The following is a 25,704-nucleotide window of genomic DNA, read 5'->3' as shown; positions in this document are numbered from 1 at the left end:
TATTAATGATTTCTCGCCAAAGTGTCATTAACAATTCGTGGTGTTACGAAAATCAGTAACTCTTGTTTATCATCAGACTTTACATCTTTTCTAAATAAACGCCCAACCAAAGGAATATCCCCAAAGAAAGGAACTTTAGTTTGGGTATTTGTCGTTGTTTGCTCGAATACACCACCTAAGATGACGGTTTCTCCGTTATCAACCAGCACATTGGTATTAATATTATTCTTATTCAGAATTAATTCACCATTTGGTGCCTCACCCGCCACAGAATCCTTAGAAATATCTAATTTCATTTGAATCTTGCCATCAGGTGTAATACTCGGAGTAACATCCAGACTTAAAAGCGCATCTTTAAAAGAAGTTGTTGCTGTTGAGCCAGCAGCAGAATTTGTTGTAGTCTGATATGGAACTTGTTGACCCGTTGCAACTTTTGCAGTTTGTTTATCGGCAGTCATCACTTTAGGCGTTGAAATTACTTCACCATAACCATCAGCCTGCAATGCTGATAACTCTAAATCCAACATGAAGTCTGACATACTAATTAAACTAAAAGCTATGCTACTAGCTCCAGCCGACGTAACGCCCAAATCAACATTTAAATTATCTGGTCGTTCAATTGTATATTTTCCATTACTATCAGGATTTTTTAGGTTCCATAAAGTTGTTTCACTACCACCTACCAACAAACTGTTATTACTATTCACCCCTTGCGATAATATTCCCCACTTAACGCCAAGTTCTTTGGTAAACGATGTAGAGGCTCTCACAATACGTGCTTCAACCATAACCTGCTTAACTTTTACATCAAGCAAATCAATCATTTTACGAATTTTATCAATATTTTGTGCTGTATCATTTACAATCAAGGTGTTAGTACGTGAATCAGCTACAGCACTACCACGTGAACTTAATAAGCTCTCCAACGCAAGAGCATCTGAAGTGGCTGTATGATTTGCGGCTGCTCCTTTTACATCTCGAGAATCTTCGATTATTTTTAGTACATCACTCGCTTTCGCATAACTCAAGCGGATATAATCTGTTTGAATTGGAGCCAACTTAATTGTTTGGGCTAATGCTTTTGCCTGTTCATCCTCTGCTTTGATTAACTCAGCAACTGGAGCAATCCAAATCACATTCCCGTTACGTCTTTTATCAAGATTTTTCGTCTTTAAAATAATATCTAGTGCTTGATCCCAAGGTACATCTTTCAAGCGTAGCGTGATATTACCTTGCACACTATCCGCGGCCACCATATTAATGCCTGTAAAATCAGCAAGAAGCTGTAAAACACGGCGTACTTCAATATCTTGGAAATCTAACGAAAGCTTATTACCAGAATAACTTGGTGCTTTATACGAAGCCGGTGTGCTTTTATCTTGTGGACGTTTTAAGCTAATCGTGAGCTTATTTTCAGCCTGATATGCCATATATTCATAGCTACCGGATGACTGAATTGTGATTACACCAGCATCTTTATCATTGTAAGCATCGACACTTGAAACTGGCGTTGCAAAATCATTTACATTTAAACGACGTGCTAAATGTGTCGGAATCTTTGTACCTAATGTTCTTATAACAACTTTACTGCCTTGTTGTTGAACATCTACAGGTGTATTACTTCCCAAAAGATCGACAACAACTAAACCTTCTCCCTGACTACCACGCTGAAAGCCAATATTTGAAACACCTTGTGGTTGTGCGGTAGCTGCAGGTATCGGCTTATTCGTTGTTTGAGCTGAATTAATTTTTAGAATGAAAGTATTGCCTTCCACGCGCGTTGTAAAAGCACCAGCATCTTTTAGATTTACAGTCAAGCGTGAACGCACATCATCTGAAGTCACATCAACGGAACTTGCTTCATTCGTTGCAACAGCAATTTTAGACTGCTTTAAACTTTGTTGCGCCTTATCAAAATCTAGTATTAAACGCGAAGGGTTTTCAAGTTGGTAAGCTTGTGGCTGTGGAGGCAAACCATTAAACATGACTCTAATTTCTGTACCCTGACCTGCAATTTGCGTTGGTACAATATTGGTCATGCTGACCTGTGCAGATGCAGCCTGCATAATTGCAATCGCTACAGCCCCCATAGAAAACTGACGGAATACCTGATTCATTGTCTGACCATCCCCAATTAAATAATCTTTAAAAATACTTTTTCGTTGTTATTCCCTAAATATTAGGGTGCAGGCCCAATCAAGACCAATGTTCTCGGTCTTTCCACATAACCTTCTCGACCATCCGGCACAATCTCGACCAAATCAATCTGGGTCGGACTAATCTGGGTAATACGCCCCTGATTCATACCCATATAGTTACCCACTTGTACTCGTTCAATTTGCTGATCTGGTGTCTGGATTAGAGCTAGCATTTGACCACGATTATTACGCATGCTTCCTTTCATAGTTAAGGCTTCAAGCGCATAATTTTCTAGTGGTTGTGGCGCACGTGAAAAATTCGGATAAACCCGTTTCCCAGCCATAATTTTGAGTTCTGCAGCCAGTGAGCTCGGCATAAATGGGCTTTTTAATTGATGGGCAGCATAATTAAATTGTGGTACTGGAGTAAAAATCGGTGCTGGTTCAATAGGGAGTGGTGGCTGATTACGTATACTTGCCATTTGCTGATTAACTGTGTCAATTCTTGAATCACATCCTACAAGAACGGCACAGGCCAAAACATAAAGAGTAATTTGCTTAGCTTTCATTATAACCCCTCTATTTCGACTGAGCACTAGAGCTGGTTGCAGATGATGCTGAAACCTTAACTGATTGTGCAGGTTCTTTTGTTGCTCCTACATATCGATAGGTTTTCGCCTTAATAGAATAATTCAGTACAGGAATATCTGATTTACTATCTTTAGGAGGAGCAGCCTCTACAACGAAATCATGCATAGTCACAATACGCGGCAAAGCAGCAATACTACTCACGAAAGCTCCAAAAGCGTGATAATCTCCTGCAGCCTCAATTTCAATTGGTTGCTCAATAAAAACTTTCTGCTTAACCTCATCTTGTAAGCGAATATTTTTAAATTTCAATCCAGACTTCACACCCGTCAAGTTGATATCTTCAACTAAACTAGGAATCTCTGTTTCTTTAGGCAATTGCTCTAATTGTTGATTAAAATTTGCCTGCATATCTTGAAGCTGCACTTGATACTGTTGCAAGTTACGTAATTTCGAATCTTTTTCTCGAAATTCGTTTAACAAGTTACTTTCCTGAGCTTGAGCACTATCAATTGCTTGTAGCTTGGGCTGAATAGCAACAAAATAGCCCAAAGCTAATACAGCAAAGAAAATAAAAATCCAGCAAGTAATTTTTACAGATATAGGCCAACTACCATAGTTGTTCATATCGAGCGTATTAAATTGTTGAAGAAATTTATCGAGATTAAATTTCTTTTTCTTTGAAGCTGCTTGCTCTAATGATAACTCTTGAAGTTCATCTTGACTCATTTTGCTGCCCCCGTATCTTTAGCTACGGCTGGTTTATCAGCATTATTATCAGCTGTGGTCACGCCCATTTCCCCTAAATCGAAAGTCACAACAAAACTACCGTAATGATCTTCTACCCTAGGAAGAAGAGAACTCGCAGGCTTATCTTTTTTATCTTCAGTAGCCAAGAAAGAGTTCATAAAAGCATTTCGATACCAAGAAGATGCTTCAAGATTACGGAGTAGTTCAGCTACCGTATTTGGACTTTCAGCTTTACCTTCAATCGTAAATTTATCTCCAGTTCTGCTAAATTTCGTTAAATACATTGCAGATGGCATGACTCTGACTAACTCATCAACCAGTCTTACTACGACTGGACGCTGACTCTGTAAATCTTGAATCAATTTCATACGCTCAATGATGGCATCACGTTGTTCTTGTAAACCATTTAATGCTTTTAATTGCTGATCAAGGTTTTGGTTAGTACTTGTAATAAGTTGATTTGCTTGTTCTTGATCATCTAATTTATGATCAAAATAGAACCATCCCCCAAATACGGTTGTAATTCCCAACACAACCACCCCAAAGCATAACGTTATAAATTGTTTTTTTCGTTGCTCCCTCAGCTCTTCACGCCAAGGTAGTAAATTAATTGTTGCCATTAATCAAAACTCCTTAAAGCCAAGCCACACGCCACCATTAAAGATGAGGCATCATTTTCAATTTTTTGAACGTCGACTTGAGGAGAAAAACCCATCTGTAAAAATGGATTGGCAATAGTGACACGGTAACCTAATTTTTGCTGCAAAAGCTTGGCAAGACCTGGAATATTCGCATTGCCGCCTGCGAGCAGAATATGGTCTATTTCGTTAAACTGAGATGAAGAAAAGAAGAATTGTAAAGAGCGAGCCGCTTGCTGAACTACGGCATCTAGAAACGGATCTAATACTTCAATTTCATAGTCATCTGGTAAAGAACGATCTTTTTTCGCTCGACTTGCCTCTTCTAAAGACAAACCATAACGACTTTGAATTTCAAGCGTAAGTTGTTTTCCGCCAAAAACTTGCTCACGGGTATAAATAATTTTGCCGTTTTGCATGACAGACAATGTTGTCATGGTATGGCCAATATCTAAAACCCCTATCGTATTTGCACCCATAGGTAAGCTATCAGCAAACACGCTAAATGCGCGCTCAACAGCATAACTTTCAACATCAGCCAATTTAGGATTTAAATCTGCCAACTCAAGAACCTCAACGCGTGTTTCTACGTTTTCCGTTCTTGTTGCGACTAAGAGTACATTTACACGATTTGAATTCGCGAGACGGTCAGGTAGAACCTCAAAATCTAGGCTCACCTCATCCAAAGGGAACGGTATATACTGCTCCGCATCTACACGAATCTGAACTTCACGTTCATCATCGCTCATATCCGCATCCATCTCGATAGTTTTATGAATAACCGTCGATGTAGGAACAGCAATTGCAGCATTTTTAGTTTGGGGATTTGCTAAGTTAATCGCCCTTTCCAATGCTTCCGCTACTGCTTCTGGATTTAAGATATTTTTTTCAACTACACTGTTTTCAGGTAAAGGCATCAAAGCGTAGCTTTCAACCCAATATTTACCGTTCTTGACAGAGAGCTCTAACAACTTAACAGAAGTCGAACTAATATCGACGCCCATTAACCCCTTATTAGGTTTACGATATAACCTGAGCACACTATTGTCCTATTATTTTTTTATCCCCAAAAAAAATTACAAACCAACAATCTCGGTCTTTATTTTTACACGGATACAATATCTCATCTAACAATCCGCATGTCTAAAGGCTATACTGACCACAATTAGTTTGTATTCGATCTTATTAAAGCTTACTTATCATGAAAAAGCTATCCAGTTTGGGCTTCGTGCGTCCAATTTTTTTGATCATTATTATTATCTTAGTCTCACTTCCGATGGGATTTTATGGCATGTATCTCTATATTGCCCCAACCCTCCCGGAAATGAGTTCATTAAAGAAAGCACCACTTCTAAAACCATTACAAGTCTATACAGCCGATAATCAACTTATTGCTGAGTATGGTGGTAAACTTTCGATACCGGTTGAATACAAACAAATTCCTCCTGCTTTTATTCATGCATTTTTAGCTGCAGAAGACTCATCTTTCTTTGAGCATAGCGGTATTAGCTTTAAAGGTTTAGGTCGTGCTTTAAGCGAGAGTGTGACTGGTTCCGATGTGCAAACTGGTGGCTCTACCATCACAATGCAGGTCGCAAAAAACTATTATTTAAGTCCCGAGAGAACGTTAAAACGTAAACTAACAGAAATCTTTTTGGCTCGGAAAATTGAGCAAAACTTATCTAAAGAAGACATCTTAAGTCTTTATGTCAATAAGATTTTCTTGGGGAAAAATGCGTACGGTATCGCAGCAGCAGCCAAAATTTACTATAACAAAAGCATTAATGAACTCAGCATTGCTCAAATGGCAATGATTGCAGGTTTACCAAAAGCGCCATCCAAATATAACCCTGTTGTTAATCCTGAACGTGCACTTGAACGCCGTAACTGGATTTTAGGCCGTATGTTACAACTCGGTTATATTTCTCAAGCGGAATATCAAAAAGCTGTGGCTGAGCCTATTAATTTGAATATGCCCAACCGCGACTTAAATAATATTCATCCATATGCTGGTGAAATGGTTCGCTCAGAGCTTGTAAAACATTTTGGTGAACAAGCAATTGACTCAGGTTATAAGGTTTATACGACCATTAATGCCCAACGTCAGGCTATTGCAGAGAAATCTGTACAAGATGGTCTTGAGGCTTATGACAGACGTCATGGTTGGCGTGGCGCAGAAGCACATGATAAACCTTTAAGCCAATTTAGAGCTTATGCCAATACCTACCCCGCAGAAGTGACTAAAGTAAATAGCAACTCTTTTGAAGCTTTAATGCAAGATGGTTCAACCGTCACTGTGCAATGGTCTGGTATGTCATGGGCCCGCCCCTATCGCAATGCAAACAGCGTAGGTGGAGCACCTTCACGTGCATCTCAAATTGTTAAAGTGAAAGATATTATTCGCTTACGTCCAAATGAAGCTAAAACTGCATGGTCGTTAGTTCAAGTACCAAAAGTTCAAGGCCAGCTTATTGCAATTAATCCAAATGATGGCTCAATTGAAGCGATTGTTGGTGGCTATAATTTTTATCAATCAAAATTTAACCGTGCTTTGCAAGGCTGGCGTCAACCAGGTTCTACCATCAAACCATTTCTTTATGCTTTGGCACTAGAGCGCGGTATGACACCTTACACCATGGTCAACGATAGTCCGATTACCATTGGCAAGTGGACACCAAAGAACTCTGATGGTCGTTACCTAGGCATGATCCCATTACGACGTGCTTTGTATTTATCTCGTAATACTGTATCTGTAAGACTTTTGCAAACTGTAGGGATTGAGCGTACTCGCCAATTATTCATGGATTTTGGTTTACAAGAAGATCAAATTCCACGTAACTACACTATTGCCTTAGGTACACCTCAAGTATTACCAATTCAAATGGCAACGGGTTATGCAACCTTTGCAAATGGTGGTTACCGTGTTCAACCGCATTTCATCCAACGTATTGAAGATGCATACGGTAAAGTTATTTACGAAGCTAAACCAGAATATGCATGTATTCCATGTATTAATGCACCTGAAACAACAGATGATGCTCAAGCAACCACACCAGATGATCAAGTTGTTGAAGTGACCAATAAAGAGTTGGAGCAGAAAGAAAAAGCAGCAAAACAGCTTAATCTTAAACAAACAGATAAAAATAACAGCCAATATCGACAAGCTCAGCGCATTTTAAAATCAAGCTCTGCTTATGATATGGCGAATATCTTACGTGATGTAATTGAGCATGGTACTGGTCGTGCTGCACTTAAAATTGGCCGTAGTGATTTGGGTGGTAAAACAGGTACAACAAACGATGCAAAAGATGCATGGTTTGCAGGTTTTAATGGCAAATTAGTCGCTATTACTTGGGTTGGTTTCGACCAACCAACGACACTTGGTCGTCGCGAGTATGGTGGTATTGCCGCATTACCAATCTGGATTAACTTTATGGATCAATCGCTTAAAGGTACTCCAGCTTCTTGGGTTCGTTTAGAGAAAGATGCTCAAGCACCTATTTCTCGTGAAAAACAAGATGTCGCAAGTGAAGTTGGCGATAAGAAAACATATCGCGCAGCGCCACCATTGGCTCGACCACTTTATCGTCCTGCACCGCCACAGCCTAAAAACACTACCAATGACTTCGATGACTTACCAGGCGAAGAAATTGTAATTCCATCTAAGGCAGCGCCTCCAGCAATGAAGCCTGCACAAGGAGCAGCACCGAAGCGTGACAAAGATGAATTAGAAAACTTGATTAACCAAATTGAGTAAAATAAAAAAGCCATCGTTAGATGGCTTTTTTATTACGCTTTTGAAAAAGATAGATTTGAAAAGATGCCGTTACCTCTAATTGAGAGTGCTGCTCTAACTGCATTCGACGCTCTGGAGAGGCCTTATATGCATATGGCGTCATAGCGATTAGATTTTTTAAAGCCTCTTGGTCAAGTAATAAAGGGGCATCTATAGTTTGCTGTTCTTTCAACTCAAATAAATCTTGCAGTTGTTCAACAAACTTTTGCGGTGTGTGCGGATTGACCTGCTCAAACAGTGCCTCACGCATCGCATATAAATGTTCAGTTGCAGGTGTGACAACAATTAAACATCCATCATCTTTTAGCACACGTAAAATTTCTGCTTGTGGAATTGGACTAAAAAGGCTGGTACACACATCCATACTTCGATCGATTACCGGCAAAGTCGCTCCTGTACCGACAACCCAAGTCACGTTGTGATTTAACTTTGCTGCACGTTGTACAGCATTTTTCGCAATATCTACACCTACACACTGCTCAACAGCATCTTGCATTGCACTTGTGTAATAACCCTCACCACAACCAATATCGAGTACTGATTTAGCTTTAAGCTGCTTTAGCAAAGCAACTACAGCTTGCTGTAAAGGTTGATAATAGCCATCCTGTAAAAAGGCACGGCGCGCATCTACAGACTCTGGAGTATCTCCTGGATTTTTACTGTGCTTATGTTGGACAACATGTAAGTTTACATAACCTTGTTTTGCAATGTCATAGCTATGACCCTGATCACATCGCCAAGTTTTATTTACCAGCTCTAGTCTTTGACGACACACAGGACACATTAAATTTTGCATAGTCACTTTTAATTATTCTCTTGTTCTTTTTGTTGTAAATAAGCCTTTGCGTGCAGTCCGACAAATGTGCGGCCTGCATTTGTTCCAGAAATCCATTCATCTACATCAAACAAATCAAATAAACCAATTTTAATTAAAGTCGGAATCGCAATTTTTAATTCCTCTTCAATTTGGCCTCGCTGCCCTGCATTATACAAATCAATATTATGCAACATCGTCGCTACTGTTCCAGTTTGTACTTTACTACCATCTTTAAGTACAACTTGAGGTAATACTTCCCCATCACTAACCACTTTTTGGTTAATTACAGATAATTGGTCTAGTCCAACAACCTTTGTCATTTACCACTCCAATAAAAAAAGCCAGTAGAAACTGGCTTTATATTGACACCAAAATAATTTCTAGCGCAATTTTAAGGTCATTAAGCCTAATACGACTAGTATAATCGTAATAATCCAGAACCGAATAACCACTTGAGTTTCTTTCCAGCCTTGTTTTTCATAGTGATGATGTAAAGGCGCCATCAAGAAGACGCGCTTATTCCGCATCCGTAGCGACCCAATTTGCAGGAATACCGAAATAGCCTCCATCACAAAAACACCGCCCATAATCGCAAATACGATTTCTTGGCGCACCATCACAGCAATTGTTCCAAGCATTGCACCTAGAGCTAAAGCACCCACATCACCCATAAAGACTTGCGCTGGGTGTGCGTTATACCAAAGAAACGCCAAGCCTGCACCAATCATGGCAGAACAGATTACAACCAGCTCTGAAGTATATTTCACATATGGAATATGCAAATAATTAGCAAAACGGATGTCACCAGATAAGTAAGCAAATACACCTAAACCTGAAGCAACCATAACCACTGGCATAATGGCCAAACCATCCAAACCATCAGTTAAGTTAACCGCATTAGACGCACCATTAATGACTAAATAAGTGAATACAATAAATGCTAAACCCAAAGGAACAATAGAAAGTGGAATAGAAAGATTCTTAAAGAAAGGAATCAATAAATCCAACATATTTGCAGTATGTTCTGCATTAGATTGTTCAGTTGCAATTAGATATAACGCAATACCAGCACCGAGTGACGCAATAGAAGTCCAGAAGAATTTCTTACGAGCAGGTAAGCCAGCATTGTCTTTGTAGCGGATTTTAATCCAGTCATCTGCCCAGCCAACCGCACCAAACACAACCATCACACCAAGCACAATCCAAACATACGGATTAGATAAATCAGCCCACAACAGAGTACTAATACCAATTGAAAGCAGGATTAGAATCCCACCCATCGTTGGTGTACCCATTTTTTTGGCATGATTTTCAGGAGCAAACGAACTTACTGCCTGACCGTATTTTAACGCTTGTAATTTACGAATCATGATCGGTCCGAGAACCAAACCAATGGTCAGTGACGTTAATACACTGAGTAAAGAACGTAATGTTAAATAACGAACGACTTGAAACGAACTGTGATAGCCCGCAAGTTGTTCAAACAACCATAACAGCATTTAAAGTTTCTCCATCAAATCAGCCATCAACGTTTCCATATGAGTAAAGCGAGAACCTTTAAACAGGAAACTCATGGACTGGGGTTGATGTGTTTGGATTAGATTGATTAAAAATGGAAGCGCCTCAGCTTGAGTCTGAAATGCTTTCAATTTATTAGAATGAAGGCCTGCACCTTCAAGAGCTGCCGAGGCAAACTGCCCAACTGCAACAATATGGTCTAAAGGAAGTTCTGCAAGATCTCGACCTAAGTCGTGATGCTCTTGCCAACTACTATCGCCAAGCTCTCCAATATCACCCATCACCATGACTTTAATGCCATTTTGCTGAAGTAATACTTGTGCCGCAGCACGCATAGAGGTTGGATTGGCATTATAAGTATCATCAATAAATAAGTAAGGCGCTTTTTGAATAAAGTTCAAACGACCTTTAGCACCTTGTGCTTGCTCCAAACCTTTTACAATATCTTCTAAGCTAATTCCTAGCGCTAGAGCAAACGCTACGGCTGCCGTTGCATTTTGTACGTTATGCTCACCCGCAAAAGGCAATCTTACGAGGCTAGTACCTTGAGGTGTATGTAGCTGAAAATTGGCAGACTGTGGTAGCAGCTCAACTTCTGTAGCAAATACATCACCACCTATACCAAAGGTAGAAATTTGATGATCTTTGGCTGCTTCACGAATCTCGGCAGTGAAATCGTCTTGTTGCGGAACAATAGCAACGCCCTGAGGCAAAATATGACGATAGATTTCCGATTTAGCACGGCAAATGCCATCACGTCCGCCGAACTCGCCCAAATGAGCAGTTCCAATATTTAAAATGCCCGCGACATGTGGCTGAACGAGTTTTGATGTGTAATCAATTTCACCTTGATGATTTGCACCAAGTTCCATCACCGCGTATTGATGTTCCTTGCGAAGCTCAAGCAGCATCATCGGCACGCCAAGGTCATTATTTAAGTTGCCTCGCGTAATGAGTGTAGGTGCTAAACGTGACAGTATGCTTCCTAGCATTTCTTTTGTGGTAGTTTTGCCACTACTTCCCGTTAAAGCAATCACTTTCAATTGAGCATTCTGCTGACGGCGATAACTACCAAGTTGCCCCAAAGCTAAACGAGTATCAGCAACCACAAGCTGAGCAATATCAACATCTAATGGACGTTCAACAACAGCGATTTGACAACCATTTGCTGCAACTTGTGCAACGAAATCATGTGCATCGAAACGTTCACCTTTTAGTGCTAAAAAGGCGTCCCCACTTTCTGCATGACGCGAGTCAGTCAAAATACGTTTAATTTCAGTTTGAGGGATCTGGTCTTTATGCCAGTAACCCTGTGTTGCCTGTTGTAATTGTTGAGCTGTCCACGGTTCCAAAGGCACGGTACTGGTGGTTGAAGTATGCATAATTTTTCCTATTGTGCAGGGTAAGCAGCATCTACCGTATGATGTTGTGCATCAATCGCAGAACGCACTTCAACCACATCATCAAACCAGTGACGCACACCATTAATTTCTTGATAATTTTCATGACCTTTACCGGCAATCACCACAATGTCACCAGCTTGAGCTTGTTCTGCAACAAATTTAATGGCTTCACGGCGGTCATGAATTTCATGCATACGGTGCCCTGAAAAATCGATTCCTTGCTTCATGTCAGTAAAAATCTGTTCAGGGTCTTCTGTTCTTGGGTTATCTGAAGTCAAAATAACTGGATTTGCACCATCTAAAGCGGCTTGAGTCATAAGTGGACGCTTACCACGGTCACGGTCTCCACCACATCCAAATACCGCCCAAAGCTGATTAGAGACATGTCGCTTTAAGGTCTTAAGCACTTGAATTAATGCATCTGGTGTATGTGCATAATCGACTACAAACAATCGCTCATCATCACGAATGACTTGCATTCGGCCTGGGGCACCAACTAGTTTAGGAACAAAATTAACTAATGCTTGTAAATCAAAACCAGCTTGCTCAGCAGCTATGAGCGACGCAATCAAGTTTTCAACATTAAAATGGCCTAATAGCGGACTTTCTACCGCAAATGAACCTTGCTGACACATCAAATTAAAGGTTGCACCAGCCAAGCTATAGCTTAAATCGGTGATGTAATAATCGGCTGTATTTTGAGTTAATGAATAAGTCAAAATTTTAGGTTGTGCAGGATTATTCTGAGCAGACTTAATCATTACATCTGCATGTGCATCATCTAAATTAATAACAGCAATTTTTAATGAATTAAATTGGAACAAACGAGCCTTTGCTTCTGCATAAGCTTCTAAAGTGCCATGATAATCAAGATGGTCACGACTTAAGTTGCTATAAACAGCAATTTCAATATCACAGCCATTTAGTCGCCCCTGCTCAAGACCATGCGAACTCGCTTCTAACGAAGCAAAAGTTGCACCCTGCTTAGCATAAGCATGTAATTCATTTTGCAATTGCAGAGCATCAAGGGTGGTATGCGTAGAAGGAGTCAAGTCTGGCAAAATACCATTACCAGTCGTCCCCATCACTGCACAGCGCTGCTGTTGTGAACTAATTAACTCAGCAATTAAGCGAGAAATAGTGGTTTTACCATTTGTCCCTGTTACAGCAATAATCCTTAATGGTTTAACTGTATCAGTCTGTTGTAAATAACGTTTTTGCCACTCACCCATACGCTGGCGCACATCAGGGCATACCCACTCATTTGCAACACCTAATTCGGTTTCACTAATTACAGCAAGTGCCCCATTTGCTAAAGCTGCTTCAGCAAATGTACGTGTTTTTTCAGGTTGGCTATAACTGGTCAAAGCAATAAAAATTTGGCCTGTTTCGATTTTACGACTATCTAAACCAAAGCCATGAAATGGCTGGTGAGGCCATTGTGCATCAATCTCGATTGGATTAATTTCTTGAAAAGAAACAGTCATAGCTTACCTGCGAGTAGGATTCTGTGGAGTATTAAGTGGCTTATCAAGTGGTACGTTCATTAAACGCAGTGACTCTTGCATAATACGAGCAAAAACTGGTGCAGCAACCAAACCACCGTAGTAACGACCTTGTGGATTCTCCACAACCACGATAACTGCTAAACGCGGGTCACTAATTGGTGCAACGCCTGCAAATAAAGCACGATATTCACTATTTGAGTAGCCTTTACCATCCGCACGTAATTTATGAGCGGTACCTGTTTTACCACCTACTCTATACCCCGGGATATTGGCCTGTGTCGCCGTACCACCTGGCATAGTCACTTGCTCAAGCATTAACAAGACTTGATCAGCAATTTTAGGATTTAAAACCTGCTCACCTTTAGGTGCCTGATCCAATTTATGCAAGCTTAATGGCATTTCGACGCCATGATTTGCAAGCATCGCATAGCCTTGTGCCAACTGAAGAATAGTTGCGTTTAGACCATAACCATAAGCCATGGTACCAATTTGAGAAGAGTTTAATTTACTTACAGGAAGTACTAAACCAGCACTTTCACCCGGGAATTTCACTGCAGAACGTTTACCAAATCCAACACGCTTAAAGAAGGTCGGCAATGTCTCTTTCGGAAGTGATAATGCAATTTTTGCAGAACCTACGTTTGATGACTTAATAATGACACCAGTTACAGTCAAAGCCCCGTAGTTATGGGTATCACGAATCGTATGCCAACCCAGACGCATTGAGCCGGGTGAAGTATTTACAATTGTATTCGGCGTATATTGCCCAGTTTCCAAAGCAGATGAAATCGTGAATGGTTTCATGGTTGAACCCGGCTCGAACATATCGATCGCACCACGGTTACGCATAGCATCTTTATTAGATAAGCCATTCTTATCATTTGGGTTGTAAGATGGCCAACTGGTCATTGCTAAAATCTCACCAGTTTTAACGTCAACTGCAATTGCAGTTGCTGAACGTGCATTATTCGCAACGCCTGCGGCCGTCAATTCACGATACATAATATACTGTAAGCGAGAGTCGATACTTAAAGTGATGTTCTCACCCGGCTCGCCCTCACGGATTACTTCAGAAACTTTTAAGCGATTACCGCGCTTATCACGAATAATTTTTTGTTCGCCATCGATGCCAGAAAGCTGTTTATTCAACTGCATTTCCAAGCCCTCAACACCTTTTCCATCACTATTGGTCAAGCCAATAATTTGGGCATTCGGCTGTGGTTGCGGATAATAGCGTTTGTAAGTTTTCTCCGCATAGACCCCTTGGAAGTTGCCTTTCATAATAAGGTCAGCTTGTTGCGGTGGAACTTCTTTTTTCAAAACTAGATAGCGAGAACGCGGACGCGCATTCATCTGCTTTTTAAGATCAGCACGATCAACACCAACTACATCGGCAAGCTCATCTAGGTTTAAATTTTTATCAGGTAACTGGCGTTTTAATTTACGATTTTTTGGATCTTGTTTTAGTTCAGCCGTAATTTGATCGTATAAATGTTTGGTTTCAAAATAATCACGCGGATCCATCACAATTTTCATGATTGGACTACTAATCGCTAAAGGCACACCGTGGCGATCGCTAATCACCCCACGCATAGCTTCTATACGTTCGGTACGCAAAATATTGGCATTGGCCTTATTTTGTAAAAAGTCCTTATTAATGATTTGAACATAAAATGCACGCGCAATTAATACCACAAAACACAGTAGTACCACTGCCCAGAGCAGATAAAACCGCCACATATCAAAGGCAAGACTTGGTTTTTCCGAAATAGACTGCTGTTTTTTTCGTGTTTGCTTTGTTCGCTTATCTACCATACAGCAAGGCCTTACTTATTGTGCTCTGGAGTCATCGGTAAAGAAATTACCACCGTTTCTGCAGCAGGTGGCGAAAACATTCGTAATTGTGTGACAGCGCGTGTACCAATTTGAGCAGTAGCACCAAACGTTTGCTGCTCAATCAATAAACGTCCCCATTCAGCATTGAGATCGTCACGTTCACGCATATAAGAGCTTAGCTCTCTATAATCATGACGATACTCAAACACCTGTAATACCACCATCATGGCACTGATAAAAACCACTGCCACCATGACTGCATACACTACGAATTTTTTGACCACTTTTTTTCCTGTGGTTTCGATTTCATCACTGCTTTTCATTACTCGCCTTTTTGTTCCAAGCGTTCAGCAACCCGAAGCCATGCACTACGTGAACGTGGGTTCGCTTTTACTTCTTGTTCACTCGCACGAACCCGCGAAATTTTCTTTAATCTTCTCGTATCAATCTGCTGCTCTGGCATACCCCAACCAGAATCCTCGGCCAAAGTTGATTCTTTTTGAATAAACTGTTTTATCAAGCGGTCTTCAAGCGAATGGAAGCTGATCACCGACAAACGTCCTTTTGGTTTAAGCAAGTCTACAGCTTGCGGCAAAAACACTTCAATATCATCCAGTTCTTTGTTAATAGCAATACGGATGGCCTGAAAAGTACGCGTAGCTGGATGTTTATGCTTTTCCCATTTTGGATGAGCTGTTTTTACAAGTTCAGCCAATTGTGCCGTAGTATCTAATTTTCCGGCTTGTTTAATTGCTTTCGCAATACGTCGACTATATCGTTCTTCACCGTATTGATAAATGATATTAGCCAATTGTTCTTCTTCAATTTCAAGTAACCATTCAGCAGCCGTCAAGCCTTTAGAATTATCCATGCGCATATCTAAAGGGCCGTCTTGCATGAAACTAAAACCACGTTCTGCTTGATCTAATTGAGGAGAAGACACCCCTAGGTCAGCCATAATCCCATCAACGCTTTGCACCCCAATTTCCTGCATTTTTTCTTTAATTTCAGCAAAACTTGCATGAATAATGGTAAATCTTGGGTCTTCTTGTGCTAAAGCAGCCGCAACTTCCAGAGCTTGAGGGTCTTTATCAAAGGCATATACTCGAGCATTTTCATCGAGTTTAGACAATAATAAGCGCGTATGCCCGCCTCGTCCAAAGGTTGCATCGATATACACCCCAGTTGTGCGATCTGCCAATAAGCTTTCAACGGTCTCAAAAAGTAAGACAGAAATATGCGACATAGGAGTTAAATCATAGCGTAAAAATGTAACTGCACATTATCACCTTGTTTATGATGAACACCAAACGGCTTTTTGTAGGAAAATATTAATTTTTCATAGAGAAAACCGTTTTCTTGGCATTTTTTAAGCAAAATAAAAAAGCAAGCTAACCTTTTCAGGTTCACTTGCTTCAATATTAAAAGTTTAAGTAATTTTTAAACGACTACTCTAGCTATATTTATCTTTACTATTTCCCTTCATAAATCTGATCGAAGATGGCTCCATTGGCAAAGTGAGTTTGCTGAGCTTTTGCCCACCCACCAAAAACATCATTAATAGTAAATAATTTAATTTTTGGAAATTGTGCTGCATATTTTGCAGCGACCTGAGGATTACGTGGTCGGAAGTAATGTTTAGCGGCCAACTCTTGTCCTAAAGGTGAATATAAAAAGTTAAGATAGCCTTTTGCTAAAGTACGGTTACCGTCCTTGTCGACTGTTTTATCTACAATCGCAACAGAAGGCTCTGCCAAAATTGAAATGGATGGATAAACAATTTCATATTTATCTTTATCAAGCCCTTTAGTTGCCAATAGTGCTTCATTCTCCCAAGAGAGTAGAACATCTCCAATTCCGCGCTCAGCAAATGTAGTCAGCGAACCACGTGCCCCAGAATCTAACACTTTGACATTATGATAAAGTTTTTTAACCAGCTCTTTTGCTTTGGCATCATTTCCACCTGGCTGTTTTAAAGCATATCCCCATGCAGAAAGATAAATCCAGCGTGGTGCTCCCCCCGTTTTCGGATTAGGCGTAATAATTTCAACGCCAGGTTTAGTTAAGTCATTCCAGTCACGAATATTTTTTGGATTACCTTTCCTAACCAGAAAAACAACTGTAGATGTATAAGGTGCCGAGTTATTAGGAAACTCTTTTTGCCAGTTCGGCTGGATATATCCGGCTTTAACAATTTCATCAATATCATTCGCTAAAGCCAAGGTCACCACATCTGCTTGAAGGCCTGTCGCTACAGCTCGAGCCTGTTTCCCAGAGCCACCATGGGATTGTTTAAAATCAACGTCTTGACCTGTACGTTGCTTCCAGAATTTTCCAAAAGCCTGATTATATTCTTGGTAAAATTCACGGGTTGGATCATAAGAAACATTTAAAAATGTAGTCGCAGCCTGTACTGCACTTACGGCTAACCCCATATATGTAGCGACCGCAATTATTGCTATTCTTTTCATTTATAAAAACCAATTTCATTTTTAAACTATACTATATTTTTATGTTTTCATTTTTCCATCAAATACTTATAACAATTCAAGGTTTACTAATCACTTTAAACGATATAATTTCTGCTTAGTTTTTATTCATATTTTAGAAAAGTTTTGTAATTATTCTTATAGTTTATTTATAGTCTTCACTTTATCTACACATTAATTTGTTAAATAATGAGACGTAATGGATACAGATAGGCTACATTTAAAAGATACCAAGGTGAAATAAAGGTGTTTTTTGTAAAAAGTGTGACATAGTTCTACTTTTTTATTAAAATTTATGTTTGAATCGTAGCGTTACCGTAATTTACATTTGGTTAAACTCAAAAAATAGACGAAATGTACGTACTGAGGGGATGAGTAAAAAATGAAAACTAAGTATGGAAAAGCTTTGAGTTTGGGTTTGGTGCTCAGTTTTGCATCACAATTATCTGTTGCCGCAGCACTCAAAGATACACCGAGCAAAAGCGTTTCTGACCGTCAGTCTTCGCTTATTGAAAAAGCGCTAGACCAACAAAAACGTAATACCATAGCCTTACCATCTACAGATGATGAGCTAAAAGTACTTAACACAATTCGTGTAACACCTACTCAAAATTTTCTTGCAGCACAGCATGAACGTTTTTCACGTTTTGTTCAGGCAATATTCCAGCCGCATACCTCTTAATATTTGAAACGCCCCCTCAACGTTTCAAGTTAAGCCCAGTCTGTCGTTAAATAAAAACGTCAGAATACTGGGCTTTTTCGTTATAATAGTTTCAATTTTTATTTTGACCCATAATCTATGAAAGTTCGTACTCGTATTGCACCTTCTCCTACTGGTTTCCCTCATGTTGGTACTGCCTACATTGCCTTATTTAACATGTGTTTTGCGAAACAACATGGCGGGGAATTTATTTTAAGAATTGAAGATACTGACCAACTTCGCTCTACGCCAGAATCTGAAAAAATGATTTTAGATTCATTACGTTGGTTAGGTTTAAACTGGTCTGAAGGCCCAGATGTAGGTGGCCCTCATGCACCTTATCGTCAATCAGAACGTATGGGAATTTATAAGCAATACGCGTTAGAACTTGTTGAAAAAGGTCATGCTTTTTACTGTTTCGCGACAGCAGAAGAACTAGATCAAATGCGTGCCGAGCAGCAAGCTCGTGGTGAAACACCAAAATATGATGGTCGTGGTTTAAAGCTTTCTCAAGAAGAAGTTACTCGCCGCCTTGAAGCAGGTGAACCTCATGTCATTCGTATGAAAGTGCCAGAAGAGGGCGTATGTAAATTTAATGACTTATTGCGTGGGGAAGTAGAAATTCCTTGGGCACAAGTCGACATGCAAGTCCTTCTTAAAACAGATGGTTTGCCAACTTACCATTTAGCCAATGTAGTTGATGACCATTTAATGGAAATCACTCATGTATTACGTGGTGAAGAATGGCTTCCATCTGCGCCAAAGCATCAGTTGCTTTACCAATACTTTGGTTGGGAAATGCCAACACTTTGCCATATGCCATTGTTACGTAACCCAGATAAATCGAAGTTATCTAAACGTAAAAACCCAACATCAATTAATTACTACCGCGATATCGGCGTTCTACCAGAAGCCTTACTCAACTATTTAGGCCGTATGGGCTGGTCAATGCCAGATGAGCGTGAAGTATTTACCCTGCAAGACATGATGGATCACTTTGATATTCAACGTGTATCTTTAGGTGGTCCAATTTTTGATGTCGAAAAACTCAATTGGTTAAATGGTCAATGGATTAAAGGTTTAACACCGGGCCAATTATTAGACCGATTACTTACTTGGAAAAGTGATCGCAGCACTTTAGAAGACATTGCTGCGGCTATTCAACCACGTATTAATTTACTTTCTGAAGCTGTGAATTGGGCTGGTTTTTACTTTAACCATATGCCACAAATTACAGCCGAAATGTTTGAAAGTAAAAAATTGACTCAAGAACAAGTTCGTCAAAGCTTACAATTTGCAATTTGGCGTCTTGAAGGTCAATTTACTTGGAATAATGACACGGTTAGCCAAACCTTAATGGACTTGGCAAATCAGATGGGTATTAAATTACGTGACTTTATGCCAGCGTTCTTTATTGCAATTGCTGGTTCAACTAGTTCAACACCAGTGATGCAATCGATGGTTACGATTGGCCCTGATTTAACCTTTGCTCGCTTACGACATGCATTAGAAATTGTGGGTGCACCGAGCAAAAAAGAAGTAAAAATCTGGGAAAAGCTCAATGAAAGCTTAAAACTGCCGAAAAATGAAGCAACTAGCGAAGCTTAATTCATTTTTTTGTTGACGTGTGAGCGCATTCACCCTAATATTGCGCTCACACAAACTGGGGCCATAGCTCAGTTGGTAGAGCGCTACAATGGCATTGTAGAGGTCAGCGGTTCGATCCCGCTTGGCTCCACCAAGATCCTTTGTGTTTGCCTCATCAAGTCCCTATCGTCTAGAGGCCTAGGACATCGCCCTTTCACGGCGGTAACCGGGGTTCGAATCCCCGTAGGGACGCCATTTTCTATTAGAAAAATTCATTTTAAAGACTCTTTCGTCACCTTCCTGTCTATTCTTTGACACCTTCTTGATTGCACATTTGTCTATTTTATCTAAAATAGCGTCTTTCTCAAATTCTCTCAATGTGTATGTAATATGCAGCCATCTGACAATCAACTAGATGCTCAGCATCAGAACAGTACTGCACCTTTAAAAAGAGCCATGAGTACTCGCCACCTTGTGATGTTATCGCTCGGGGGAGCAATCGGTACTGGTTTATTTTTGGGTTCAGGGGAAGTCATTTCACAAACTGGACCTATTGGCGCAATTATTGCCTACATTCTTGGGGGCGCGATTGCTTACATGGTTATGCTCTGTTTAGGCGAGCTGGCTGTCCACATGCCTGTATCTGGCTCTTTTGGTGCATATGCTCAAAAGTACATTAGTCCAAGTACAGGTTATATGATTTCATGGATGTATTGGCTAACATGGACAGCAACGCTAGGAACCGAGTTTACTGCTGCTGCTCTACTGATGCAGGAATGGTTTCCACAAGTCTCAATGTGGATTTGGACTCTCATATTTGCAGTGACGATTTTTGGACTCAACATTAGTTCAACTCGAGTATTTGCTGAGTCTGAGTTCTGGCTAGCACTGGTTAAGGTGGTAACTGTTATTGCATTTATTGTGCTTGGGTTATTAGCCATTTTTGGTTTAATTCCTTTTCATGGCGCTCAAACTGCTCCTCTATTTAGTAATTTAACTGCCCAAGGCTGGTTCCCACACGGTTTCCTTCCCATTTTTACGACCATGCTGATTGTGAATTTTGCGTTCTCTGGAACGGAACTGATTGGTGTGGCTGCTGGCGAAACTAAAGATCCTGCTCAGAATGTTCCTAAAGCGATTAATGCTGCGATCTGGCGTCTTCTTATTTTCTTTGTCGGCACCATTATCGTGATCAGCGCATTACTTCCTTTCCAGCTTGCAGGCTTAAGCAGTGAAAGTGTAAGTAGCAGCCCTTTTGTTACTGTATTTAATTATATTGGCATTCCATATGCTGACGACATCATCCGTTTTGTAATTATTACTGCTCTACTTTCAGCTGCCAATTCAGGTTTGTATGCAGCATCACGCATGATGTGGTCTTTATCAGAACAAAAGCTTCTTCCAAGTGTATTTTCAACTCTTTCAAAAAGCGGAACGCCTATTGTTGCTTTAGTAGTAACTATGTTTGGTGCAATTCCCGGTTTATTGTCAGAACAATTTGCACCTGAAACCATCTTTAAAAACTTACTCGGTGTTGCAGCTTTCACCATGGTTATTGTCTGGATGAGCATCTGTTTAAGTCAGTTCAATTTCCGTAGACAGTGGTACCGAGCTGGGCATACAGTTAAAGATTTAAAATATGCTGCACCATTATTTCCTAGTGTCCCAATTTTAGGTTTTCTTTTCTGCTTTATTACCTGTTTAAGTATGGCAGCGGACCCTCAAATGCGAGCTGGTTTTGTAGGTTGCTTAATTTTTACTGCTTTATGTTATGTGAGTTACTTTATTTTTTATCGTGACAAAGCTTAAGTGCTTGTAATTAAAAGTGTAGCAAAAAGCTACACTTTTTTTTGCCTAGACACTGGCTTTATAGAACCTACCGTTGTAGATTAAAATTCATATTAAAAACAATTCTTTGCCTACAATGAAAATTATATTTATCCACGGGATGAATCAGCAGAATTACACAGCACATAGCTTAAAGGAGCATTGGCTAAAAGTATTTAAACTGGGCTTAAAACAATTACATTGTAGAGTTAATTTAAGAGATCTACATATACATATGCCATTTTATGGCGATTTAATGACGAAATATCAATTATCCAATCAATTAGACCTAAACACCTTACTTCCAAAATCTTTTAACTTTCACCTGCCTATCCACTTAAACCACCAACCCCCTACACTTAAGGAACATACTCCTTTTGTTCCTCAGCTTCCGCTTTCCCCAGATCAACCAGCAGAAAGCTTATCAGAACGCCTATATCTAACCTCTCAGTTAGTAAAAGACCGTGTTCTTAAGGAAATGGTGATCCTTCTAAATAGTTTTCCAAAACTACACGAGAGCTTAATTCAACAATTCTTAATTGAAACGTACATGTATTTATCAAATCCTGATTTTATGCATGAAGTTCACCAAAGAATTTTAAAACAAATTCACGATGATGAAGACTGCATTGTAGTTGCGCACTCTTTGGGTTCTGTGATTGCATTTCACTTATTATCAGATCCGGCTTATCATTTTTCAGTACAACGCTTTGTGACCTTAGCTTCACCACTTTCTTTTCGGGTAATACAAAGTAAACTCCCTATTCCGATTGAACGACCAAAATGTCTCAATGGTGATTGGTATAATTTCTACTCAAAAGATGATTTTTTAACAGCTTTCCCATTAAGTGAAGCACCTTTTGATTTTACCCCACCAATTATCAATCAAGAAATTTTTACTTTTGCCAACCAGCCTCATGAAATTGTTGGTTACTTACAGCATCATGAAGTTATCAAAGCCATTATTGAACCTTTTCAATAAAAATAAGCTATAAATGCCTATATTTTCTACAATTTGAGTTATTTTTAAGCGCTTGACCGTTTTTTTTAATATTTCTTCATAAAACTATTTGACACTTTTATTAAATCGACCTAATATACGCCCACCTCTGAAACGTCCCTATCGTCTAGAGGCCTAGGACATCGCCCTTTCACGGCGGTAACCGGGGTTCGAATCCCCGTAGGGACGCCACTAAATTCGAGGAAAAGCAAAGACTAATTATCTTTGTCGAGAATTTAGGTAAGCAGTTTACTGCACACAGGTAACTAGCCTCATATAAGTCCCTATCGTCTAGAGGCCTAGGACATCGCCCTTTCACGGCGGTAACCGGGGTTCGAATCCCCGTAGGGACGCCAAATTCTAAAAAGCCACTGCATAATGACAGTGGCTTTTTTCTTATCTAGACGATAAGAAAGCTGATCATCAACCAGCTTTCCATCATTTTAATTTAATTCGCAATTCCAACTTGAACTTCAAGACGACCTGATTGAACTCGCAAACCTTTTATTTCGAACTGATCTACCAATTGCTGTACAAGCTCACGGCTTTCTCTCAAAATATTAAGTCCCGGTAAAATACTAAAGTCGGTTAAGTTTAAAAGCTTCTCGACCATCCATGAACGGTTATTAATGAAGTCAATAAATCCGGCCTGTTCAAGGTCAATAAACCACATACGGTGACCATCACGCTGAATGCCTGGAATATCACGAATCAAATGATTAATCAGCGATGGTATAGGCAACATGTTAATCACTTCAAAACCAACTCGTCCAATTCGACGCACAGCCCAATTCGACAAAGTTCCCCCATGACGAATTTGCACATCTAAACTTTCATCCATTTGGCGTAAGCGTAAAAATTTTTCTTGCCCAATTCTGCATTCCAACACACGGAAATCTAAACTAAGTCGATATATAAAACGGTGATAGTGTCCATCTATTTCAACCTGAAATCGATCGTTCCCACACTGAACTTTAATATCATCAATTTCTGAACGATCTATTCGTTTACGAATTTGACTGTTTAACAGCATTTCAGGCAAATATAAATTCAGCGTGCTTTTACCTAAAAAGGTACGTGCCATGATTAAGGCAACTTGCCGCGCAGTTTCGCTCGTTTCAGACACCATGTCTCTAACAGTTCCAGCTGCCAGATTGGTCATGCCAACAACTCCTCTCTTTGTATGAGTTGTTACATGGTCTAAAGCATCTAAAGCTGCATCTGCAACCTCTGCAAGATTACGTGTCGTATCACTAGCAAAGCCAACTGCATCATGAGCATGTTGCAAGGTCTTATGCAACAATCGACGTGAGAATGACAGTTTTATAGGGTCAGGGGCCCCTGAAACTGTTGATGTCGTTATAGGCTCCGACTTATTGTCATCTTCTTGACCCAAGTCCTTCTCCTTTTTATATTTCTTTCGCATCCTACTAATAAGCTTTTCAGCTCATTTCCAGTGTTGAATACACTTGGTTTTTATCTAGATTAGCATGCTCTACAGTATTATTTTAACTTTTATGTGTACGCATAAATCATCATTTTTTCATATACCCTTGTTTCAAAAAAGTATTTTATATCTCATTTTCACGCCACTTTTTAAAAAGCCTACAATTTTTTTCCTTTCTTTGCATTTCCGTTAGAATAGATTCAAATTTAATGTGGAGCTGTCATGCAATATCGTTGCCCTCAATGTCAAAGTGTTAAAATTATGCCTGTAAGCCAAGGTGTTAACAGTGCCAAGCCTGTTGTGCCTAAAAGCTTAGTGATTTTAGTTCCTGCCATTTTTGTACTATTACTCTTGGTGGTGATTAGTATTTTTATGTGGATTTTTGGCAATGGTGCAGGCACTTCTCTACAAATTGCAACGGTCGTTGTTTTTGTTGTGACTTTAGGGGCAGGTTTTATGTTCTGGCGTGATCTGCCTGACTTTAAATTGTCTATGCAAGCATTTATGCAGTCACAGAAACACTGGAAATGTCGTGACTGCAATCACGAATGGGAAATTTAAAAAAGTATTCACATCAGCTTAGTGCTGATGTGAATGTTCTTTAGCAGTCTCATCATGTTCATGTGAAGCATGTTGAGCAATATGCTGGCAATTGATCTCGGCATCATCTTCAATTTGCAATGTCACTTCGCCAATACCATGCTCATGGGAAAGCATTTCAACAGCATCTTGATAAAGCTTAGTACGGTCAGCTTCAGGCGCAAATAAGTGCACAGTTAAATGGATGTTTTTAGAAGTAATTGCCCATACCTTGAGTTGGTGAATACTTTCAACACTATTTAAAGACAGTAAATCAGCACGTAACTTTTCGATATCGACTTCTTCGGGTACACCTTCGAGCAAAATATTGATACTTTGTTTAAGTAAAACCCATGTTCTTGGTAATACCCAAAAACCAATCAGTACCGCAATAATCGTATCGACCCAGTACCAGTTGGTAAAGTAGATCACAACTGCACCAATAATAACGCCAACCGAGCCTAGCGCATCACTCAAAACCTCTAAATAAGCACCTTTCACATTTAAGCTGTTATTGGCACTCGACATAAGGATTTTCATTGAGATGAGGTTAATCACCAAACCAATGGTTGCTACAATGAGCATGCCCACACTTTGAATTTCAGGTGGCTTAGAGAAGCGGATATAAGCTTCATATAAAATATAAATCGCCACCACGAAAAGCATAAGCGCATTAAATAATGCAGCGAGAATTTCAAAGCGCTGATAACCAAAAGTACGTTTATTATCAGCTGGACGCTTCGCGATCTGAATTGCAACCAAAGCAATTGCCAGAGCAGCTGCATCGGTAAACATATGCGCAGCGTCAGAGAGTAACGCCAAACTTTGCGTGATTAAACCAGCAACGACCTCAACAATTAAAAATGTTGAAGTCAGTGCTAAAGCAATCATTAATTTCTTAGCATTACCTTCAGTCACTACAGCATGACTATGATCATGACCATGTTGTCCACCCATTTTGCGGACTCCTTATTATTTATCTTTATGGAGAGGTAAAAGTAACAATAGATACATTTTACTTTTACCTCTTTCAAACACTTTTTTGAATTGACGCTGTCATCAAAAAAGATATCTCAAAACGAT

22 protein-coding genes and 4 tRNA genes are annotated in these 25,704 nt (G+C 39.8%); 10 read left to right on the top strand and 16 right to left on the bottom strand.

Annotation, left to right across the window (positions count from 1 at the left end; all coding sequences use genetic code 11):
- Positions 1–2 precede the first annotated feature (2 nt).
- The 5 genes from ABFY81_RS11570 to ABFY81_RS11550 form a co-directional block, all read right to left on the bottom strand.
- A complete protein-coding gene (locus ABFY81_RS11570) occupies positions 3–2,117 on the bottom strand; it encodes a type IV pilus secretin PilQ family protein (protein ID WP_347913818.1) in 2,115 nt (704 codons plus the stop codon).
- A 62-nt stretch (positions 2,118–2,179) separates the two neighbouring features.
- A complete protein-coding gene (locus ABFY81_RS11565) occupies positions 2,180–2,707 on the bottom strand; it encodes a pilus assembly protein PilP (protein WP_068932376.1) in 528 nt (175 codons plus the stop codon).
- A 10-nt stretch (positions 2,708–2,717) separates the two neighbouring features.
- Positions 2,718–3,455 (bottom strand): type 4a pilus biogenesis protein PilO, encoded by a 738-nt coding sequence (locus ABFY81_RS11560; protein ID WP_347913817.1) that lies wholly within the window; start codon positions 3,453–3,455, stop codon positions 2,718–2,720.
- Positions 3,452–4,096 (bottom strand): PilN domain-containing protein, encoded by a 645-nt coding sequence (locus tag ABFY81_RS11555; RefSeq protein WP_347913816.1) that lies wholly within the window; start codon positions 4,094–4,096, stop codon positions 3,452–3,454. Before ABFY81_RS11555 ends, ABFY81_RS11560 begins: the two co-directional genes overlap by 4 nt.
- Positions 4,096–5,154: a pilus assembly protein PilM gene (locus tag ABFY81_RS11550; RefSeq protein ID WP_039251099.1), complete on the bottom strand. Its 1,059-nt coding sequence runs from the start codon at positions 5,152–5,154 to the stop codon at positions 4,096–4,098. The genes ABFY81_RS11555 and ABFY81_RS11550 overlap by 1 nt, the downstream gene beginning before the upstream one ends.
- Positions 5,155–5,315: 161 nt before the next feature.
- Here ABFY81_RS11550 and ponA point away from each other — a divergent pair, with 161 nt between their 5' ends.
- Complete coding sequence (gene ponA, locus ABFY81_RS11545) at positions 5,316–7,871, top strand: penicillin-binding protein PBP1a (RefSeq protein ID WP_174739704.1); 2,556 nt, start codon at positions 5,316–5,318, stop codon at positions 7,869–7,871.
- Positions 7,872–7,887: 16 nt separating this feature from the next.
- On the opposite strand, the gene ABFY81_RS11540 is transcribed toward ponA, so the two are convergent.
- The 9 genes from ABFY81_RS11540 to ABFY81_RS11500 form a co-directional block, all read right to left on the bottom strand.
- Positions 7,888–8,712 carry a putative RNA methyltransferase gene (locus tag ABFY81_RS11540; protein ID WP_347016888.1) on the bottom strand — a complete coding sequence of 275 codons (825 nt, stop codon included), beginning with the start codon at positions 8,710–8,712 and terminating at the stop codon, positions 7,888–7,890.
- 2 nt (positions 8,713–8,714) lie between these two features.
- Positions 8,715–9,047 (bottom strand): hypothetical protein, encoded by a 333-nt coding sequence (locus ABFY81_RS11535; RefSeq protein WP_077163639.1) that lies wholly within the window; start codon positions 9,045–9,047, stop codon positions 8,715–8,717.
- Positions 9,048–9,107: 60 nt separating this feature from the next.
- Positions 9,108–10,226, bottom strand: a complete 1,119-nt coding sequence (mraY, locus tag ABFY81_RS11530) for a phospho-N-acetylmuramoyl-pentapeptide-transferase (RefSeq protein WP_347913815.1) — start codon at positions 10,224–10,226, stop codon at positions 9,108–9,110.
- Positions 10,227–11,627 carry a UDP-N-acetylmuramoyl-tripeptide--D-alanyl-D-alanine ligase gene (murF, locus tag ABFY81_RS11525; protein ID WP_288420849.1) on the bottom strand — a complete coding sequence of 467 codons (1,401 nt, stop codon included), beginning with the start codon at positions 11,625–11,627 and terminating at the stop codon, positions 10,227–10,229.
- Positions 11,628–11,635: 8 nt separating this feature from the next.
- Positions 11,636–13,135 (bottom strand): UDP-N-acetylmuramoyl-L-alanyl-D-glutamate--2,6-diaminopimelate ligase, encoded by a 1,500-nt coding sequence (locus tag ABFY81_RS11520; protein ID WP_347913814.1) that lies wholly within the window; start codon positions 13,133–13,135, stop codon positions 11,636–11,638.
- A gap of 3 nt (positions 13,136–13,138) precedes the next feature.
- Positions 13,139–14,971 carry a penicillin-binding protein PBP3 gene (gene ftsI / locus ABFY81_RS11515; protein WP_288420853.1) on the bottom strand — a complete coding sequence of 611 codons (1,833 nt, stop codon included), beginning with the start codon at positions 14,969–14,971 and terminating at the stop codon, positions 13,139–13,141.
- A gap of 11 nt (positions 14,972–14,982) precedes the next feature.
- A complete protein-coding gene (locus tag ABFY81_RS11510) occupies positions 14,983–15,315 on the bottom strand; it encodes a cell division protein FtsL (protein ID WP_004705170.1) in 333 nt (110 codons plus the stop codon).
- Positions 15,315–16,238, bottom strand: coding sequence for a 16S rRNA (cytosine(1402)-N(4))-methyltransferase RsmH (gene rsmH / locus ABFY81_RS11505; protein ID WP_100290800.1), 924 nt, complete (start codon positions 16,236–16,238; stop codon positions 15,315–15,317). The genes ABFY81_RS11510 and rsmH overlap by 1 nt, the downstream gene beginning before the upstream one ends.
- 226 nt (positions 16,239–16,464) lie before the next feature.
- The gene (locus ABFY81_RS11500) at positions 16,465–17,463 is read right to left on the bottom strand and encodes a sulfate ABC transporter substrate-binding protein (RefSeq protein WP_263614743.1); all 999 of its coding nucleotides are present in this window, start codon (positions 17,461–17,463) and stop codon (positions 16,465–16,467) included.
- A 400-nt stretch (positions 17,464–17,863) separates the two neighbouring features.
- On the opposite strand from ABFY81_RS11500, the gene ABFY81_RS11495 reads away from it, so the two are divergent.
- The 8 genes from ABFY81_RS11495 to ABFY81_RS11460 all read left to right on the top strand — a co-directional run bounded on the left by ABFY81_RS11495 (position 17,864) and on the right by ABFY81_RS11460 (position 22,951).
- On the top strand, positions 17,864–18,163 hold the full coding sequence (locus tag ABFY81_RS11495) for a hypothetical protein (protein ID WP_031956437.1): 300 nt from the start codon (positions 17,864–17,866) through the stop codon (positions 18,161–18,163).
- A 117-nt stretch (positions 18,164–18,280) separates the two neighbouring features.
- Complete coding sequence (gene gltX, locus ABFY81_RS11490) at positions 18,281–19,789, top strand: glutamate--tRNA ligase (protein ID WP_049066028.1); 1,509 nt, start codon at positions 18,281–18,283, stop codon at positions 19,787–19,789.
- A gap of 57 nt (positions 19,790–19,846) precedes the next feature.
- Positions 19,847–19,922 (top strand) — tRNA-Ala (locus ABFY81_RS11485).
- 25 nt (positions 19,923–19,947) lie between these two features.
- A tRNA-Glu gene (locus ABFY81_RS11480) sits at positions 19,948–20,023 on the top strand.
- Positions 20,024–20,158: 135 nt separating this feature from the next.
- Positions 20,159–21,577 carry an amino acid permease gene (locus tag ABFY81_RS11475; protein ID WP_347913812.1) on the top strand — a complete coding sequence of 473 codons (1,419 nt, stop codon included), beginning with the start codon at positions 20,159–20,161 and terminating at the stop codon, positions 21,575–21,577.
- Between the two features lie 115 nt (positions 21,578–21,692).
- Positions 21,693–22,577, top strand: a complete 885-nt coding sequence (locus ABFY81_RS11470; protein WP_134262515.1) for a hypothetical protein — start codon at positions 21,693–21,695, stop codon at positions 22,575–22,577.
- Between the two features lie 134 nt (positions 22,578–22,711).
- A tRNA-Glu gene (locus tag ABFY81_RS11465) sits at positions 22,712–22,787 on the top strand.
- A gap of 88 nt (positions 22,788–22,875) precedes the next feature.
- Positions 22,876–22,951, top strand: a tRNA-Glu gene (locus ABFY81_RS11460).
- A 92-nt stretch (positions 22,952–23,043) separates the two neighbouring features.
- Here the strand turns inward: ABFY81_RS11460 and ABFY81_RS11455 are convergent.
- The gene (locus ABFY81_RS11455) at positions 23,044–23,991 is read right to left on the bottom strand and encodes a hypothetical protein (RefSeq protein WP_019458432.1); all 948 of its coding nucleotides are present in this window, start codon (positions 23,989–23,991) and stop codon (positions 23,044–23,046) included.
- A 273-nt stretch (positions 23,992–24,264) separates the two neighbouring features.
- On the opposite strand from ABFY81_RS11455, the gene ABFY81_RS11450 reads away from it, so the two are divergent.
- Positions 24,265–24,603, top strand: coding sequence for a membrane protein (locus ABFY81_RS11450; protein WP_002051673.1), 339 nt, complete (start codon positions 24,265–24,267; stop codon positions 24,601–24,603).
- An 18-nt stretch (positions 24,604–24,621) separates the two neighbouring features.
- On the opposite strand, the gene ABFY81_RS11445 is transcribed toward ABFY81_RS11450, so the two are convergent.
- Complete coding sequence (locus tag ABFY81_RS11445) at positions 24,622–25,578, bottom strand: cation diffusion facilitator family transporter (RefSeq protein ID WP_347913811.1); 957 nt, start codon at positions 25,576–25,578, stop codon at positions 24,622–24,624.
- Positions 25,579–25,704 lie beyond the last annotated feature (126 nt).

Source organism: Acinetobacter sp. WA-87 (assembly GCF_039938935.1).
In the GTDB taxonomy this organism is placed as follows: Bacteria; Pseudomonadota; Gammaproteobacteria; order Pseudomonadales; family Moraxellaceae; genus Acinetobacter; species Acinetobacter seifertii.
Note: the sequence above shows the minus strand (reverse complement) of the source record. Positions and strands in the feature narration are given on the sequence as shown.

Excerpts from the sequence above, each read along its gene's own strand:
- gltX (WP_049066028.1), top strand. The coding sequence starts at position 18,281 with ATGAAAGTTCGTACTCGTATTGCACCTTCTCCTACTGGTTTCCCTCAT.
- ABFY81_RS11470 (WP_134262515.1), top strand. The coding sequence starts at position 21,693 with ATGAAAATTATATTTATCCACGGGATGAATCAGCAGAATTACACAGCA.
- ABFY81_RS11495 (WP_031956437.1), top strand. The coding sequence starts at position 17,864 with ATGAAAACTAAGTATGGAAAAGCTTTGAGTTTGGGTTTGGTGCTCAGT.
- ABFY81_RS11535 (WP_077163639.1), bottom strand. The coding sequence starts at position 9,047 with ATGACAAAGGTTGTTGGACTAGACCAATTATCTGTAATTAACCAAAAA.
- mraY (WP_347913815.1), bottom strand. The coding sequence starts at position 10,226 with ATGCTGTTATGGTTGTTTGAACAACTTGCGGGCTATCACAGTTCGTTT.
- ABFY81_RS11560 (WP_347913817.1), bottom strand. The coding sequence starts at position 3,455 with ATGAGTCAAGATGAACTTCAAGAGTTATCATTAGAGCAAGCAGCTTCA.
- ABFY81_RS11475 (WP_347913812.1), top strand. The coding sequence starts at position 20,159 with ATGCAGCCATCTGACAATCAACTAGATGCTCAGCATCAGAACAGTACT.
- murF (WP_288420849.1), bottom strand. The coding sequence starts at position 11,627 with ATGCATACTTCAACCACCAGTACCGTGCCTTTGGAACCGTGGACAGCT.
- ABFY81_RS11555 (WP_347913816.1), bottom strand. The coding sequence starts at position 4,096 with ATGGCAACAATTAATTTACTACCTTGGCGTGAAGAGCTGAGGGAGCAA.
- ABFY81_RS11570 (WP_347913818.1), bottom strand. The coding sequence starts at position 2,117 with ATGAATCAGGTATTCCGTCAGTTTTCTATGGGGGCTGTAGCGATTGCA.
- ABFY81_RS11565 (WP_068932376.1), bottom strand. The coding sequence starts at position 2,707 with ATGAAAGCTAAGCAAATTACTCTTTATGTTTTGGCCTGTGCCGTTCTT.
- ponA (WP_174739704.1), top strand. The coding sequence starts at position 5,316 with ATGAAAAAGCTATCCAGTTTGGGCTTCGTGCGTCCAATTTTTTTGATC.
- rsmH (WP_100290800.1), bottom strand. The coding sequence starts at position 16,238 with ATGTCGCATATTTCTGTCTTACTTTTTGAGACCGTTGAAAGCTTATTG.
- ABFY81_RS11500 (WP_263614743.1), bottom strand. The coding sequence starts at position 17,463 with ATGAAAAGAATAGCAATAATTGCGGTCGCTACATATATGGGGTTAGCC.
- ftsI (WP_288420853.1), bottom strand. The coding sequence starts at position 14,971 with ATGGTAGATAAGCGAACAAAGCAAACACGAAAAAAACAGCAGTCTATT.
- ABFY81_RS11510 (WP_004705170.1), bottom strand. The coding sequence starts at position 15,315 with ATGAAAAGCAGTGATGAAATCGAAACCACAGGAAAAAAAGTGGTCAAA.
- ABFY81_RS11445 (WP_347913811.1), bottom strand. The coding sequence starts at position 25,578 with ATGGGTGGACAACATGGTCATGATCATAGTCATGCTGTAGTGACTGAA.
- ABFY81_RS11450 (WP_002051673.1), top strand. The coding sequence starts at position 24,265 with ATGCAATATCGTTGCCCTCAATGTCAAAGTGTTAAAATTATGCCTGTA.
- ABFY81_RS11520 (WP_347913814.1), bottom strand. The coding sequence starts at position 13,135 with ATGACTGTTTCTTTTCAAGAAATTAATCCAATCGAGATTGATGCACAA.